The sequence below is a fragment of the Streptomyces sp. V2I9 genome (assembly GCF_030817475.1).
Classification (GTDB): Bacteria; Actinomycetota; Actinomycetes; order Streptomycetales; family Streptomycetaceae; genus Streptomyces.
Genome location: NZ_JAUSZJ010000002.1, coordinates 5,641,550 through 5,657,499, shown reverse-complemented (window position 1 = coordinate 5,657,499; position 15,950 = coordinate 5,641,550). Strand labels below are relative to the sequence as shown.

Annotated in this window: 12 protein-coding genes; 4 read left to right on the top strand and 8 right to left on the bottom strand. The window is 71.8% G+C overall.

Annotation, left to right across the window (positions count from 1 at the left end; all coding sequences use genetic code 11):
- Positions 1 to 3: 3 nt before the first annotated feature.
- Positions 4 to 1,347, bottom strand: coding sequence for a PLP-dependent aminotransferase family protein (locus QFZ71_RS24730; RefSeq protein ID WP_307671571.1), 1,344 nt, complete (start codon positions 1,345 to 1,347; stop codon positions 4 to 6).
- 176 nt (positions 1,348 to 1,523) lie between these two features.
- Between QFZ71_RS24730 and QFZ71_RS24725 the strand changes: the two genes are divergently transcribed.
- A complete protein-coding gene (locus QFZ71_RS24725) occupies positions 1,524 to 2,171 on the top strand; it encodes a LysE family translocator (RefSeq protein WP_307670354.1) in 648 nt (215 codons plus the stop codon).
- A gap of 45 nt (positions 2,172 to 2,216) precedes the next feature.
- On the opposite strand, the gene QFZ71_RS24720 is transcribed toward QFZ71_RS24725, so the two are convergent.
- Entirely contained in the window at positions 2,217 to 3,275 is a 1,059-nt protein-coding gene (locus tag QFZ71_RS24720) for a VWA domain-containing protein (RefSeq protein ID WP_307670353.1), read from the bottom strand.
- 279 nt (positions 3,276 to 3,554) lie between these two features.
- Here QFZ71_RS24720 and QFZ71_RS24715 point away from each other — a divergent pair, with 279 nt between their 5' ends.
- Positions 3,555 to 4,622, top strand: coding sequence for an IS110 family transposase (locus QFZ71_RS24715; RefSeq protein ID WP_307670352.1), 1,068 nt, complete (start codon positions 3,555 to 3,557; stop codon positions 4,620 to 4,622).
- 123 nt (positions 4,623 to 4,745) lie between these two features.
- Here QFZ71_RS24715 and QFZ71_RS24710 read toward each other — a convergent pair whose 3' ends face one another.
- From QFZ71_RS24710 to QFZ71_RS24685, 6 genes are all read right to left on the bottom strand, one after another.
- Positions 4,746 to 7,082, bottom strand: a complete 2,337-nt coding sequence (locus tag QFZ71_RS24710) for a M9 family metallopeptidase (protein WP_373465152.1) — start codon at positions 7,080 to 7,082, stop codon at positions 4,746 to 4,748.
- A 277-nt stretch (positions 7,083 to 7,359) separates the two neighbouring features.
- On the bottom strand, positions 7,360 to 8,430 hold the full coding sequence (locus QFZ71_RS24705) for an ABC transporter ATP-binding protein (RefSeq protein WP_373465151.1): 1,071 nt from the start codon (positions 8,428 to 8,430) through the stop codon (positions 7,360 to 7,362).
- 56 nt (positions 8,431 to 8,486) lie between these two features.
- The gene (locus tag QFZ71_RS24700) at positions 8,487 to 9,557 is read right to left on the bottom strand and encodes an ABC transporter ATP-binding protein (protein ID WP_307670351.1); all 1,071 of its coding nucleotides are present in this window, start codon (positions 9,555 to 9,557) and stop codon (positions 8,487 to 8,489) included.
- A gap of 1 nt (position 9,558) precedes the next feature.
- Positions 9,559 to 10,545, bottom strand: a complete 987-nt coding sequence (locus QFZ71_RS24695; RefSeq protein WP_307670350.1) for an ABC transporter permease — start codon at positions 10,543 to 10,545, stop codon at positions 9,559 to 9,561.
- Positions 10,542 to 11,588 carry an ABC transporter permease gene (locus tag QFZ71_RS24690; protein ID WP_307670349.1) on the bottom strand — a complete coding sequence of 349 codons (1,047 nt, stop codon included), beginning with the start codon at positions 11,586 to 11,588 and terminating at the stop codon, positions 10,542 to 10,544. The genes QFZ71_RS24695 and QFZ71_RS24690 overlap by 4 nt, the downstream gene beginning before the upstream one ends.
- Before the next feature lie 20 nt (positions 11,589 to 11,608).
- Positions 11,609 to 13,354, bottom strand: coding sequence for an ABC transporter substrate-binding protein (locus QFZ71_RS24685; RefSeq protein ID WP_307670348.1), 1,746 nt, complete (start codon positions 13,352 to 13,354; stop codon positions 11,609 to 11,611).
- A gap of 314 nt (positions 13,355 to 13,668) precedes the next feature.
- Between QFZ71_RS24685 and QFZ71_RS24680 the strand changes: the two genes are divergently transcribed.
- Both QFZ71_RS24680 and QFZ71_RS24675 read left to right on the top strand, forming a co-directional pair.
- Positions 13,669 to 15,135 (top strand): aminopeptidase P family protein, encoded by a 1,467-nt coding sequence (locus QFZ71_RS24680; RefSeq protein WP_307670347.1) that lies wholly within the window; start codon positions 13,669 to 13,671, stop codon positions 15,133 to 15,135.
- 62 nt (positions 15,136 to 15,197) lie between these two features.
- Positions 15,198 to 15,908 carry a GntR family transcriptional regulator gene (locus tag QFZ71_RS24675; protein ID WP_307670346.1) on the top strand — a complete coding sequence of 237 codons (711 nt, stop codon included), beginning with the start codon at positions 15,198 to 15,200 and terminating at the stop codon, positions 15,906 to 15,908.
- Positions 15,909 to 15,950: the final 42 nt, after the last annotated feature.

Genomic DNA, 15,950 nt, shown 5'->3' with positions numbered 1-15,950 from the left:
CGCTCACTCTCCGGCCAGGTCGTCCGGCGCGGTCCGGGCGATGTCGGCGAGGGTCCTCAGGGCCCCGGAGAGCACGTCGCGGGTGGGCGACGCCAACCCGAGACGGACGGCCCGCGGGCCGCTCCGGCGGCCGACGCGGAACGCGGCCGCCGGGGTCACGGCGATGCCGTGCCGCGCGGCGGCGGCGACGAAGGTGTCGGCGCGCCAGGGGTCGGGCAGCTCCCACCAGCGGTAGTACGAGCAGGGGTCGCCGCCCGTCCGGAAGTCGCCGAGGTGGCGTTGCGCGATCTCCTGACGTGCCCGCGCCTCCCGCCGCTTGGCCCGTACGAGGGTGGCGGCGGTGCCGTCGGCCTGCCAGCGCACCATCGCCTCCAGGGGGAACCGCATGGGCGTCCACCCGCCGGAGCGCAGCGCCCCCGTCACCCGGCCGGCGAGTGCGGCCGGGGCCACCGCGAACCCGAGCGTCAGCCCCGGTGAGAGCCGCTTGGAGAGGCTGTCCACCAGGACGGTCCGTTCGGGAGCACGGGAGGCGAGCGACGGCAGGTCGTCCCGGAGGAAGGCCCAGACGGCGTCCTCGACGGCGTGGATTCCTGAGGTCAGGAGCACGTCGGCCAGGTGGTCGAGACGCCGTGCGGACATGGTGCGGGACAGCGGGTTGTGCAGGACCGGCTGTACGTAGACGGCGTGCAGCGGTTCGGCGCGGTGCGCCTCCTCCACCGCCTCGGGGATCAGCCCCTCCTCGTCCATGGCCAGCGGCACGAGGGTGACGCCGAGCCGGGCGGCGACGGCCTTCAGCACCGGATAGGTGAACTCTTCGACGCCCAGCCGGGCACCGGGCCTGGTGAGTGCGGCGACGGCGGCGGAGAGGGCCTGGCGGCCGTTCCCGGCGAACAGGACGTGCCCCGGAGCGGGCCGCCCGCCGCCCCGTGCGAGAAGTGCCGCGGCGGCCTCGCGCGCGGCGGGGGTGCCGGCGGGCCCGACCGGGCGGAGCACCGATTCCAGACGGTCGGAGCGCACCAGCTTCTCCAGGCCCGCGGCGAGCAGCGCGGCCTGTTCGGGGACGACGGGGTGGTTGAGCTCCAGGTCGACGCGGGCGGCGGAGGGCTCGGACAGGGCGGGGGCGGGCGCGGGAGCACCCGGCTGCTGCGTGACGAACGTGCCGCGACCGACCTGGCCGACGGTGAGGCCCCGGCGGGCGAGCTCCTGGTAGACGCGGGCGGCGGTGGAGTCGGCGATCGCGTGGCGGCGGGCGAACTCCCGCTGGGGAGGCAGCCGTTCTCCGGGTCCGAGCCGGCCGCTCCCGATATCCGCCGCCACGGCGTCCGCGACGGACCGGAAGTCCTTCACGTTCCTCTCCTCCCCCGGTGCGTGGAGCGCCATCCCAGCACAGCATTGCACCGAGCGCAATGACCGCTATTGCACCGACTCCCCGGGGCCGCCTACCGTCGATTGCACCGAGCAAGGCGATCGGTGAACAACGGGCCGGACCGTCCGGTACCGCGTGAACGGATCGGTGGACGGGCGTGGTCGAGCTGAGCGGAGTGCTGGGCGTCGCTCTGGTCGCCCTGGGCATGGTCCTCACGCCGGGGCCGAACATGATCTATCTCGTCTCCCGGAGCATCACCCAGGGGCGGCGTGCGGGAGTGGTGTCCCTCGGCGGGGTGGCCGTGGGGTTCCTGGTCTATCTGCTGGCCACGAATCTCGGCCTGTCGGTGGTCTTCCTCGCGGTGCCCGAGCTGTACGTGGCGGTCAAGCTGGCCGGAGCCGCCTATCTCGCCCATCTGGCCTGGTCCGCCCTGCGGCCCGGAGGCGTCTCCGTCTTCGCGCCGGCGGAGCTGCCGCACGACTCCTCGCGCAGGCTGTTCTCGATGGGGCTGATGACGAACCTGCTCAACCCGAAGATCGCCATCATGTACCTCTCCCTCATCCCGCAGTTCATCGCTCTGGAGAAGGGGAACGTGCTGCTCCAGGGCCTGGTTCTGGGCTCCGTGCAGATCGTGGTGGCCCTGACCGTCAACCTGGGGATCGTCCTGGCGGCGGGAGCCATCGCCGTCTTCCTCGCCGGCCGCCCCTCCTGGCTCCGCGCCCAGCGCTGCCTCATGGGCACGGCCCTGGGCGCACTCGCGGTGTCGGTGGCGACGGACACCTCCACCCCGGCGACCCCGGACTGAACGGCCGCCCACCTGATCAGAGCAATCAGCAGACGGGTGTCGGCATCAGAGCATGATGAGCAGACGGGTGTCGGCCTTGAGCTTCCTGTTCACCGAGCGGCTCTGCACGTACACCTCCAGCTTGGGGTTGTTGCCGGCCTTCACCGAGACGGTCCCGCGCACGCCCGCGCCGAACAGGAGGTTGCGCGCCGCCTCGCCCGTGTAGGCGCGGTCGGTGTCCTTCTCGACGACGATGACCTCCTTGTCGGGCTGCACCTGGACCCGCGAGCCCAACTGGTAGTAGCAGGAGCCGCGTTCGTAGGTGACGCCCGGATGTGAGTCGACGAAGGCGCGGATCTCCGCCTCCTTGTCGACCTTCAGCAGGCGGTACTTGTCGGCCGGGACCGGTTCGAGGGTGGCCCGCACGTCGTCCACCGATATGTCCTGGCCGACGGCGAACAGGTTCTTCGTGCCGCGCACGCCCTGCTCGCGGCCGCGCAGGAAGCTGGTGGCGGCGGCGCGCACGGTGCCGATCGCGTCCTCGACGCCCTTCTGGGAGTCCGCGTCCCAGATGGCGATGTTGCCGGCGGGGAAGCCGTAGTTCTGGGCGGTGCGCTTCGCCAGGGAGTTCGGGACGAGGATCGCGGAGGTCCAGTGCCCCGGCAGCCCGCCCATCTTCGCGGTGATCCGGTCGAGCCACGGGCCGAGGATCGTCATGTCGCCGTCGTGCCGCCGGTCGCCGCCGGAGGCGTTCTCCTCGCCGTCCGTCACGACGATCTGGAGGAAGCTGTGCTCGCCGTACTCCTCCCAGATGTGCCCCAGGTCGTCCAGGGACTTCAGCGACGCCTCGATGAGCGCGGTCGCGCCGTTGTTGACCTTGTAGAGCCCCCGCATGGACGGGAGGTGCTTCACGTCCATGTCCCAGACCAGGTTCTCCACCCGGTGGTCGAAGGAGTAGAGGCTGATCCGGGTCTCGTGGCCGAGGCTGTCCGACTCCGCCTTCAGCCCCGCCACGAACTCGTCCACGACGCGGATCAGCTGACCCTGGTGCTGGTGCATGGAACCGGAGGCGTCCACGACCAGAGCGACGTGATTCACCTTGTGCTGGATCCTGTTGGCGGACATGACTGGGCTCCTTCTCCGGTGCTCCCCGAGTGATGTTCCGACTGTATGGGGAGGCACTGACATTGATGCTGATACTCGGGTTCCGGCGGTCGTGACTCGGGCACTGACTGACGCCCTGCTGGGCTGTCTTCGCGCTGTTCTGTCCGGCTGCCGGAGCTCGTTCTCATGGCTCCGGCCAGGCGGAACATGACCTGATAGGAGCTTGGTCAGAAGCCCCTTCAATGTCCTGTCTGCGCCACCCGGCCGGCGCCCACCTTCGGCTGGGAAGGCAGTATCAGCATGGCATCAGAGGTTGCGGCGGACACCGTGGACCAGGATGTGTTCGGTGGGGCCGATTCCCACGCTGACACCGTCCACGTCGCTGTGATCAGCGAAAACGGCGGTCATCTCGCGGATGCGGAGTTCTCCACCACCGCCGCTGGATACGCGGCAGCCCTGGCCTTCCTGGCCGCGCACGGGCGTGTGGTCTCGATCGGGGTGGAAGGCACCTCGTCCTACGGGGCCGGTTTCACGCGGACCGCCCGCTCCCACGGGCACCAGGTTGTCGAGGTCAACCGCCCCGACAAGGCCGAACGGCGCCGCACCGGCAAGTCCGACCCGATCGACGCCTACGCCGCCGCCCGCGCCGCCCTGTCCGGCAGAGCCTCCAGTTCCCCCAAGGACGACACGGTCGCCGGGATACGTGCCCTGCACAACGCAGCCCGCTCCGCCGTCAAGGCCCGCACCGCCGCGCTCAATCAGATCGGCAACGTCCTCATCACTGCCCCGGAAGCCATCCGCGCGAAGTACGGGCAGCTCAAGGGCACCGATCGCACCGAGGCCCTGGCCCGGCTGCGGCCGGCCGGTGACGCCCTCCACATCGCCGTGCTGACCGCGTTGAAGAGCCTCGCCCGCCGGGTCAAGGCGCTCACCGCCGAGCACGAAACACTGACGCGGGCCCTGGATGCCGAGGTCACCACCCACAACCCGGGCCTGCGGGCCGCCTACGGTGTCGGCCCCGACACCGCCGCACGACTGCTGATCACCGCGGGCGGCAACCCCGAACGGATGCGGACCGAGGCGTCCTTCGCAGCGCTGTGCGGGGCTGCCCCGGTCCCTGCTTCCAGCGGCAGAACCAACCGGCACCGACTCTCCCGGGGCGGCGACCGAGCGGCCAACGCAGCCCTCTACCGCATCGCCCTGGTCCGCATGTCCGGCGACGCCCGGACCCGCGCCTACGTTGCGCGACAGACCGCTGCCGGAAGGACGAAGAAGGAAATCATCCGGATGATCTCCAGACTTGAACGAGGACTCAGCAGGGACGACGACCTCGCCCACTCCTACCGCGACTGGCTTCAAGCCGCTTGACAGCAATAGGAGCATCAGCGGAGCCCGGCCGCTTCCCGCCGCCCCCGCCCACGGCCCGGCGCACGACCGTGCCGGGGCCCGCGCCGATGGCGTGGGCCCCGGAAGAGGGGACGGGACCTCCGGTCAGTAGGCGGTGGTGAGGGTCGCTCCGCCGAACGCGGCGGCCGCGTACAGGCTGATGTAGTTGGCGCCGGCGCGCGGGTTGCTGATCGTCAGCGTGTGGGAGTTGCCGGAGCCGGTGGCCCGCTGGGTGGAGGAGGAGGTGGTGGCCCACCCCGCGTCGCTGTAGTAGAGGTCGGCGTCGCCGGTGCCGCCACTGACGGTGATCTTCAGCTGCTGGGTGCCGGCCGGGACATACAGGTAGTGGTAGGAGTAGTTGCCCTGGGTGGCGGAGAGGTTGCTGCGGCGGCAGTTCTCGCCCAGCACACGGGTGTCGGGGTCGGTGCACTCGGCGACGGCGCCGTCCCCGCTCCCGCAGTCACCGGCGGCGCACCCGGCCAGCCAGGTCCGGAAGTCACTGTCGTAGCGGGTTCCGACGGTGCTGGTGAGGTAGGTCCGGGCGGCGGCCCACTGGCCGGTGCGGTAGTGGCCGAGGACCCGGTCCATGTCGGCGGGGTGCTTCTCCAGCATGTACCGCACGGCGAGGTAGCCCCAGCGGTACACCCGCGTGGTGTCGTGGCTGTAGTCCGTGCCGAACAGCGTACTGAGGGCGTACGTGCCCTTGCCGGCCTCGGTCATCGCCGCGGTGTAGGGCTGGCCCCGGTAGTGGTAGGAGATGTACTCCGCGAAGCCCTCGACCCACCAGACGGTGGGGGTGGACATGTTCTCGGTGAAGTCGCCGTGCATGGTGAAGCGGCCGTCGAGGTAGTGCGTGTACTCGTGGTTGAGGTTCCAGATGTGGAAGTCCGGCCGCAGCCACTCCGCTTCGTAGGCGATGAAGCGGGGCTGGTTGCCCGCGGCGGAGGGGTCACCCTCCAGGTACATGCCGCCGTTGTTGGTGTCGATCCCGTACATCGCCCCGGCGTACGTCTGGTAGTCGGCGCTGGAGTCGTAGGCGATCACCTCGATGGAGGTGTTGTTGTCGCCGGCGACCGGGCCGTTGTCCTTGGCGACCCGGTGGAAGTACGCGTCCTGCTGGATGAGGCTGGTGCAGCTGGCGTTCAGCTCGGCGGAGGTCATCTGCTGGGCGAGGATGCGGATGCCGGGGCTGCAGGTGTGGCGGACCGGCAGCACCTCGCGCTTGAGGCGCTCCTGGAGGTCGCAGACCCCGTAGGTGGAGCAGTTCGCCCGGTCGTAGTAGTCGGCCATCTCCGCCACGCCCACCCAGAGCGGGGCGGTCGGGCCGGTGAGGGAGGTCTTGCGCAGCAGGTCGGCGGCGAGCGGGCGCGTCTTCGCCCGCAGGCTCTCGTGCTGGAGGAAGCGGCCCAGTTCCCGTCCGGCATTGGAGGTCAGGTACGCGTGGTCGCCGTCGAGCAGGGAGAGATGGGCGGCGGCGAAGCGGTGCAGGGAGTCGATGACGCTCGGGTCCGCCCCGACGGCGCTGACGAACGCGGGCACCTGGTGGCCTCGGAAGGTCACCGTGTACACGTTGTTGACCGCGGCGAGCATCCGGGAGAAGTCGTTCCAGGAGGACGTGTAGTCCGCCAGCAGCCGCTTGACGACGAAGAGGTAGCGGGCGTTCTCCTGGGCGCTGTCGATCAGGATGACCGCCTCGGAGAGGGTCTCGCCGTTCTCGTTCGTGACGTCGCGCGACCGGGGGGCGGCGAAGAAGCTGTCGAGGCCCGAGCGGGTGGCGGTCCGCAGGGCACTCCCGTACGGTCCGACGACGTCCGGGTTGTACCACTGCACGTAGTACCCGGCCCGGAGGTAGAGCACGAGCTGCGGGGTACCGGTGCTGCCGTCGCCCGGATAGTAGGCGGCACTGTCGCGCAGCGCGTAGGCCACGGTGGTCATCTGGGCCTCGCGGAAGGCCAGTCGGGCGTTCTCGCCGGTCAGGCTGAACAGGGTGTTCACGCAGTCGACGGTGGACGCCTTGATCTGCCGTACGAGTTCGGCCCCGGTCCGGCCGGTGAAGTCGGCGGGGTCGCACGCGGCGACCGCCTTCGCCGAGGGTTTCTCGCCCGCCTTCCGCTCCCCGGGGGCGTCGTGGTCGCCGTACGCCTCCTTGAGGGCCGACTTGTCGGCGCTCACCGGGGGTATCCGGGACGCCTCCAGCGCGTCCTTGAGCTGGTGGTCGGCGTCCGTGTCCGCGAACTGCTGCGCCTGAGGAGCGAGCTTTCCGGACGCGGCGGGCCGGGACGGCTGCGACGCGGTGGATGCCGTGACTGCCGAGGGGGAGCTCGGCTGCGCCCCGGCCGGCTGCGTGAGCAGCCCGAGGCCCATCGCCCCGGCCAGAGCCAGGGGCAGAACGGCACCCACACCTCGGCGGACGAGTGTGGTTCTCACGTTGTTTCCTCCCATGAGGGGATCGGAGGCACGCGGGTGCGTGACCGATGGGATGGAGGGCGCGGGCCGGGGGGGTGTACTCACAGCCGTGCTGTCGCCGGACGACGGAAGGGGACACCGTCGCGCTTGACATGCCCACGCCTTGTGCCATGTACAATGGCACAGGTCACACCCCACAGGGAAGGCCCTGGGTCGAATCCGATCCGACTTACCGGTGAACGCCGGTTGAATGACGGTCTGTTGACGCCCGTTCCCGGTGGCACGGACGGGCGTCCGGGCCACCGGGAACCACTCAGTCCGTCTCCGGGAAGTGGCAAGCGGCCGTGCGCGTACCGGGGCCCGCGGTGCGGAGCAGCGGCCGCTCGGTGCGGCAGACGGCCTGCGCCTTGGGGCAGCGCGGGTGGAAGCCGCAGCCGCTGGGCGGCGCGGCCGGACTCGGCGGGTCGCCCAGCAGGATGATCCGCTCCCGGCGGCGCTCGGCCGCCGGGTCGGGCAGCGGGACCGCCGAGAGCAGCGCTCGGGTGTAGGGGTGCGCAGGCCGGCCGTACACCTCGCGCTTGTCGCCGATCTCGACGATGCGGCCCAGGTACATCACCGCCACCCGGTCGCAGACCCGCTTCACGACGGAGAGGTCGTGGGCGATGAAGAGGAACGACAGCCCCAGTTCGGCTCCCAGACGCTCCATCAGGTTGACGACCTGGGCCTGGACCGACACGTCCAGCGCGGAGACCGGCTCGTCCGCGACGATCAGCCGGGGCCCGGTCGCCAGGGCGCGGGCGATCCCGATGCGCTGCGCCTGGCCGCCGGAGAACTGGTACGGGTGCCGGTCCAGGTGCTGCGCCCCCAGACCCACCAGATCGAGCAGCTCCGCGGCTCTGTCGCGGGCCGCCCGGACCGTGGCTCCCTGCACCAGCAGGGGTTCGGAGATGATCCGGGCGACCGTCTGCCGGGGGTTCAGCGAGGCATGGGGGTCCTGGAAGACGATCTGGAGGCGACGCCGGGTGGCCCGCAGTTCGCGCGGGGACAGCCGGGTGATGTCGCGGCCCTCGAACTCGACGGTCCCCGCGGTGGGTTCGAGCAGCCGCACCAGCATCCGGCCGGTGGTGGACTTCCCGCACCCGGACTCACCGACCAGCCCGAGGGTCTCGCCCGCCGCGAGCTCCAGATCGACGCCGTCGACCGCGCGGACCGGCGCCGCGGCACGCCCCGGGAAGCGGCGGCGGGGGAACTCCTTGACCAGACCCCGTACGGACAGCAGGGGCCCCGCTCCGGCGTCCTCGGTCGTACGGGAGCCGGCACCCGCGCCCTCGGCCGTGCGGGGGCCCGCCCGGCCGGCCGGCGACGCGCCTCCGGGTGCCCCCACCGCGTCGGAGGCCGCTGAGCGGGCGGTAGTACTGCGTGACGTGGGGCGCGGTGTACTCATCGGGGCTCCTCGGCCGGTGCGGGGACCCCGCCGGGCGGGCCGGGTCGCGGGACGGGCGGTGCGGCACTCAGGGGCAGATGGCAGGCGACCGTCCGGCCGCCGGGCAGCCCCGTGAGGCGGGGGGTCACGGTGGCGCAGCGGGCCCGTTCCGGAGCGGTGGCGGCGGCGGCACGGGGGCAGCGCGGCGCGAAGGGGCAGCCGGAGCGCGGCTCGGCCGGTGACGGCGGACTGCCGGGGATGGCGCGCAGCGGGGCGTCGTCGGGGTCGTCCAGGCGGGGCAGCGAGTCCAGCAGGCCCTGGGTGTAGGGGTGTGCCGGAGCCTCGAACAGCCCGTCCACCGGAGCCTGTTCGGCTCCCCGGCCGCCGTACATGACGAGCACCTCGTGGGCGACGCGTGCCACCACTCCGAGGTCGTGGGTGATCATCAGGACGCCCAGGCCCCGTTCCTGCTGGAGGCGGGCGATCAGTTCGAGGATCTGCGCCTGGACGGTGACGTCGAGGGCGGTGGTCGGCTCGTCCGCGACGAGGAGTTCGGGTTCGCAGGACAGGGCCATGGCGATCATCGCGCGCTGGCGCATCCCGCCGGAGAACTGGTGCGGGTACTCCCCCGCCCGGCGGGCCGGTTCGGGGATGCCGACCTCGCCGAGCATCTCCACGGCCCGCCGGCGGGCGGCGCGCCGACCGCTGCCGAAGTGGTGGCGGTGGGCCTCCGCGATCTGTTCGCCGACCGTGTACGCGGGGTGCAGCGCGGACAGCGGGTCCTGGAAGACCATGGCCATCCGGCGGCCGCGCAGCCGGCCGAACCGGCGGTCGCCCAGGCCGACGAGTTCCTCCCCGGCGAGGGTGATCGATCCGCTCACCCTGGCCCGGCGGTGCAGGCCGAGCACGGCCAGGGAGGTGACCGACTTGCCGGAGCCGGACTCCCCGACCAGCCCCAGGGTGCGGCCGGCCTCCACGGTGAAGGAGACCCCGTCGACGGCCTGGACGGTGCCGCCGGGGGTGTCGAAGGCGACCCGCAGGTCATGGACGCGCAGGAGCGGGCGGTCCGGTGCGGTGGTGGGCGGCACGTCAGTTCCTCACCCTCGGGTCGACGACGGCGTACAGGAGGTCGATGACGACGTTGGCCGCCACGATGAAGAAGGCGGCGAGCAGGGTGACGCCGAGCACGACGGGCTGGTCGGAGCGTTGCAAGGCGTCGTAGAAGAGGCGGCCCACGCCGGGGATGCCGAAGATGGACTCGGTGATGACCGCGCCGGCCAGCAGTGCGCCGAGGTCCATGCCGAAGAGGGTGAGGACCGGCATCATCGCGGAGCGCAGTCCGTGTTTGACCACGACGGTCCGGGCGGGCAGCCCCTTGGCGCGGGCGGTCCGGATGTAGGGCTGCGCCATCGTCTCGATCATCGAACTGCGGCTCTGGCGGGCGTACATGGCGGCGTACAGCAGCGCCAGCGCGGTCCAGGGCAGCAGCAGGTTGGCCGCCCAGGAGACGGGGTCGTCGGTGAGGGGGACGTAGGTGGGGTAGGGCAGCAGTCCGGTCAGCCGGACCAGCCCGTACAGGAGCATCACCGCCGTGAAGTAGACGGGCAGGGAGGCCGTGGCCACCGCGCCGACCATCAGCGTGCGGTCGAGCGGTCCGCCCTTGCGCAGTGCGGCGGTGACCCCGGCGCCCAGTCCGAGCACCAGCCACAGACAGGCCGCGCCGAACGCCAGCGAGACGGAGACGGGCAGCCGGTCCATCAGCAGGTCCCACACCGGCAGGGCGTTCTCGTAGGAGTAGCCGAGGCAGGGGAAGCCGCACCGGAGCGCGTGCGGACCGCTGCCCAGCTCGCGGCCGGCGAAGATGCCGCGGAGGTAGTCGCCGAACTGCCGCCACACGGGCTGGTCGAGCCCCATGAAGTGGCGTACCTCCGCGAGCCGTTCGGGGCTGCACGTCTTGCCGCAGGCGGCTGCCGCCGGATCGGCCGGCAGCAGGTGGAAGATGACGAAGGTGACGGCGCAGATGGCGAGCAGGACGCCGGCCACGCCGAGGCATCTGCGGACCAGGTAGGCGATCACGGCCGGCCTCCCTGCGGGTCGAGGATGTCGCGCAGCGCGTCGCCGAGGACGGTGAAGGCGAGGACGGCGACGAAGAGGAAGACGCTGGGGACGATGAAGTACATCGGGTCGGTCTCGTAGTACGCGACGGCCTCGGCGATCATCTGGCCCCAGGAGGGGGTGGGCGGGCGCACGCCCACCCCGAGGAAGCTGAGCGCCGCCTCCGTGCTGATCATTCCGGGGATCAGCAGCGTGGTGTAGGCGATGACGGGCCCGGAGATGTTGGGCAGCACCTGCCGGGTGAGGATGCGCCAGGGGCCGCTGCCGCAGGCACGGGCGGCCTCGACGAACTCGCGGTGGCGCAGGGCGAGGGCCTCGGCGCGCACCACGCGGGCGATGCCGGGCCAGCCGAAGACGCCGATGACGACGGTCATCAGGACGACCCGGTTGACGTCCTGGGCCACCGACATCATCGCGATCATGAAGATGAGCGAGGGGAAGGACATGGTGAGGTCCATCAGCCTGCTCAGTACGGTGTCGACAGGCCCGCCGAAGTAGCCGGCGGCGATGCCCGCGGCTGTGCCGGTGACGACGACGATCGCGGTGGCGGCGAAGGCGATCAGCAGGGAGACCTGCCCGCCGTGGACGACGCGGGCGAACAGGTCGCGGCCGGTGACCGGCTCGACGCCGAACCAGTGGTCGGCGCCGATGCCGCCGAGGGCGCCGCGCGGCAGGCCGCCCAGGTAGGGGTCGATGGCGTCGGCGTCGAAGTCGGTGGGCGACCAGCCGCCCAGCCGGCTGAGGAGGGGCGCGGTGAGGGCGACGAGGATCAGCAGGGCGGCGGCGATCAGGGCCGTACGGCTGCCCCGGTCGCCCCACAGGCTGCGCCAGGTGGTCCGCCAGGGGGTGGCGGGCAGGGCAGCGGTGCCGGGCCCGCCGAGGGCGGGGGCGACGCCGGGGCCGGACCCGGCGATGTCGGTGGGTGACGCGGGTTCCGGGGCGGTTGGCTGCCCGGACGCCGGCCGGGACGCCGGGGCGGGTGGGGGTGGTGTGGGCGTGGTCATGGCGCGGTGTCCTCGTCCTCTCAGCCCTCGCTCCGGGACGGGTCCTTCAGGCCGATCACGGCGAAGTCGAACTGACCGGTCCAGGAGGGGTGTCCGAAGGCTCCGGCGACGTTGTCGCCGACGAGCAGCGGCTTGCGTTCCCAGAGCAGGGGCACGGCCGGGGACTTGCGCTGGATCTCCCGGTCGAGCGCGGTCCACGCCGTGTCGGCGGCGGCCGCGTCGGGAAGGGCGGCGATCTCGTCCATGCGGCGCTCCACGGCCTTGTCGCGGAACTGGGACACGTTGCCCTGGTTGCCCTTGGCCTTGATGGTGCGGCCGTCGAAGACGAACGGCAGGAAGGTGGCGGCGGAGGGGTAGTCGGGACACCAGCCGCTGATCGCCATGTCGGGGGCGTCGGCGGTGTCGCCGATGGTGTCGTAGTAGACGGAGGGGTCGACGGTCTCGATCCGCAGCCGTATGCCGACCCGCGCCAGGCTCTGCTGGAGCGCCTCGGCGCGGGTCTTGTCCCCGGTGGAGACGGTGATGGTCGTGTCGAAGCCGTCGCCCCTGCCCGCCTCCGCGAGGAGCTTCTCGGCCTTCTTCACGTCCCCGGTGGCGGGAGCGGTGTGGACCGGGTCGGCGGCGCGGCCGCCGGTGAGCGAGGGCGGGAGGTAGGCGGTGGCGATGTCGTTGAGGGCGGGTCCGCCGTTGGCGGTCACCTGGGCCTGCTTGTCGACGGCGTACTGCATCGCCTCCCGGAGCTTCGGGTCGTCGAACGGCGCGCGGGAGGTGTTCAGCGCGAGCATGTCGGTGCAGCCGGTGCGCTCGGCGGAGAGCCGCTGCCGGATCCCGGGCTTCGGCAGGACCTTGGCGACGCTGGAGGGCTGGAGGTCGGACCACTCGACGGCGGAGGCGTCGGCCCCCGCGCTCGCGATGATCCGGTCGTCGATCTGTCCGCCCTTGAGCCCCTGGACCACGACGATCCGGTCGGGGTACGCCTTGCGTACCGGGTCGGTCGCCGCGTCCCAGTGGGTGTTGCGGACGAGCACCAGCTTCTTGCCGCGGGCATAGCTCTCGATGCGGTACGGGCCGGAGGAGAAGGGCCGCAGGTCGTACTGGACACCCTTCTCGCGGGACGCGGGTACGGGCGAGAAGGTGGGCAGTGTGACGGTGGAGGAGAACTCGGCGACGGGCCTGCGCAGGGAGAAGACGATGGTCCGGTCGTCGGGGGTCCTGATCGAGTCGAGGTGCTTGCCGTCCAGCGGGCCCGCGTACCCCTCGGCTCCTGCCAGGTAGCGCTGGGCGTAGTCGGGGCCGCCGGCCAGGTCCGGGGCGAAGGAGCGCTCGACGTTGTACTTGATGTCGGCGGCCTCGATGGGGGTGCCGTCCTCGTAGGCGAGGCCGGGTTTGAGGGTGAAGGTCCAGGTGCGGCCGCCGTCGGAAGGTCTGCCGAGATCGGTCGCGAGGTCGGGGACGATCTCGCTGCCCGCCTTCCCGGGCGCGGCCCGGAACGTGGTGAGGGTGCGGTAGATCAGCCGGGTGCCGAAGTCCATGGTCGGCATGACCCAGTTGCGGGCCGGGTCCAGGTGGGCGAAGTCCTGGTTGGACAGCACGGTCAGGGTGCCGCCCCGCTTCGGCGTCCCGCCGATGACGGTGCCGGTCGCCACACCGGGCTGCCGCTCGTCCGGCCCGCGGCCGTCACCCCCCTGCGCGGTGCAGGCGCCCAGCAGGGCCAGGGAGAGGGAGGCGCTCACAGTTGCGGACAGCGTGCGGGTGCGACGGGACATGGGGCACTCCTCGGTACGGGAAAGGGGCACGGCGGCGGAACGGGCCGGCGGAAGGCAGGAGGCGGGAGGGATCCGGTGCTCCGGGCCGCCGCGCGGCCCGGAGAGCGGCTGCTCGCGGAACGCGAGGGGAACGGGCCGGAAAGTGCGACCGCACCGACGCGATGTGACCCGTAACATAGTAATGTGAAATTGCACAGCCAAGGACCGTGTCACCCCGTTACCGAAACGTGTCCCGCGATCCGGCCCCTCCGGCCCCTCCGAGTCTTCGGCCCGGAAACCCCCGGCCCACCCCTTCAAGGAGACCAGTGACCTCCATGCCCCCTGCCCGACCGCATACGGGCAGCCACGATCTACCGGTCCCGGCGGCCCTGGACGCCTTCATGGCCACCGGCTGGGAACCCTCCCCACTGCCTGCCGACGCGCGGGTCCCCGGCCACGCCCTGCTGCCCGAGCGGCGACACCGGCTGTCGGCGCGCTTCCCGGGCGAGCGGCTGGTCATACCCGCCGGAACGCTCAAGGTCCGCTCGAACGACACGGATCACCGGTTCCGCCCGCACAGCGCCTACGCCTGGCTGACCGGGCTGACCGGCGAGGAGCAGCCCGACCACGTCCTGGTCCTCGAACCGTCGGGGTCCGACGGTCACGAGCCGGTCCTCCACATCCGCCCCCGCTCCCCCCGGAACACCAGCGACTTCTACCGTGACCGCCGCTACGGCGAGTTCTGGGTCGGCCGCCGGCCCGACCTGGACGAGACCGCCGCGCTGACCGGGCTGCGCTGCGCCCACCTGGACGAGCTGCCGAAGCTCCTCACCGGCCCGCAGCCGCCGACCCGCCTGCTCGCCGGCGTCGATCTCCGGCTCGACGGTCTGCTGCCCGAGCGGTCCCACACCCCCTCGGGGGACGCCGAGTTGGATGCCGTACTCGCCGAACTCCGGTTGCGCAAGGACCCCTGGGAGGTGGGACAGCTCCAACGGGCCGTGGACCACACGACGGCGGGCTTCGAGGACGTGGCGCGCGCCCTGCCCGACGCCCTGCGCCACCCCCGTGGCGAACGCCGGATCGAGGGCGTGTTCAACCTGCGCGCGCGGACCGAGGGCAACGGGACGGGATACGAGACCATCGCGGCTGCGGGCGCGCACGCCTGCGTCCTGCACTGGATCCGCAACGACGGCCCGCTCCCACCGTCCCAACTGCTGCTGCTCGACGCCGGAGTGGAGAACGACACCCTCTACACCGCCGACATCACCCGCACCCTCCCCCTGTCGGGCCGCTTCTCGCCGGCCCAACGCGACGTCTACGAACTGGTGCTGGCCGCACAGGAGGCCGCCATCGCCGCGCTGCGGCCCGGCGCCCGCTTCCGGGACTTCCACCGTGAGGCCATGCGCGTCATCGCCGAGGGGCTGCACGCCTGGGGAATCCTGCCGGTCGCACCCGAGGAGGCACTCGCCGACGACAGCGGCCTGTACCGCCGCTACACCCTGTGCAGCAGCGGGCACATGCTCGGCATCGACGTGCACGACTGCGCCCGGGCCCGCGCGGAGACCTATCTCGACGGCGTACTGGAGGAGGGTCACGTCCTCACCGTCGAGCCCGGTCTCTACCTCCAGCCGGACGACGAGACGCTGCCGCCCGAACTGCGCGGCATGGGCGTGCGCATCGAGGACGACCTCGTGATCACCGCCGACGGCGCGAGACTCCTCTCCGGGGGGCTGCCGCGTGCGGCCGACGACGTCGAGGACTGGATGGCCCGCTTCCTGGACGACCGGCGGCCGACCGGATGACGCACCGCGCAACGTGACATTGTATAGTGCGGTGACAAATCGCTGAAGGGGAACGGGAACGCATGAGTGAGCTGAAGTCCCGCAAACTCATCTCGGTGCAGGAGCATCTGCGCGATCAGGTGGCCAACGCGCTGCGTGCCGCGCTGATAGCGGGAGAGCTCCAGCCCGGCGTGATCTACTCCGCTCCCACCCTCGCCGCCGAGTACGGCGTCTCCGCCACGCCCGTGCGCGAGGCCATGCTCGACCTGGCCCGCGAGGGCCTCGTCGAGGCGGTGCGCAACAAGGGGTTCCGGGTCACCGAGCTGTCCGAGCGGGACCTGGACGAGTACACGGAGATCCGCGCCCTCATCGAGATCCCCACCATCGGCCGCGTGACCCACACGGCCTCCCGCGAGCAGTTGGAGGCCGTGCGCCCGGTGGCCGAGGAGATCGTGGCCGCCGCGCAGCGGGGCGACCTGATCGGCTACCTGGAGTCGGACCGCCGCTTCCACCTCGACCTGCTCGCCCTCGCGGGGAACGCGCGCCTCGTCGAGACGGTGGCCGACCTGCGCAAGCGCTCCCGGCTGTACGGACTCACCGACCTGTCCCAGGAAGGGTCGCTGGTGGGTTCGGCACAGGAACACACCGCACTGCTGGACATCATGATCGAGGGCGACGCGGAAGCGGCCGAGGAACACATGCGCCGCCACCTCGCGCACGTCCGGACCCTGTGGGCGGCCCGGAAGGAACAGGCCGACCGCGCTGCCCCGTCCCGCAGGCTCGGGGCGCGCTGACTCCGGTGTCGGGGTGGCCCGACGCCGGAGCTGTCGGGGTGG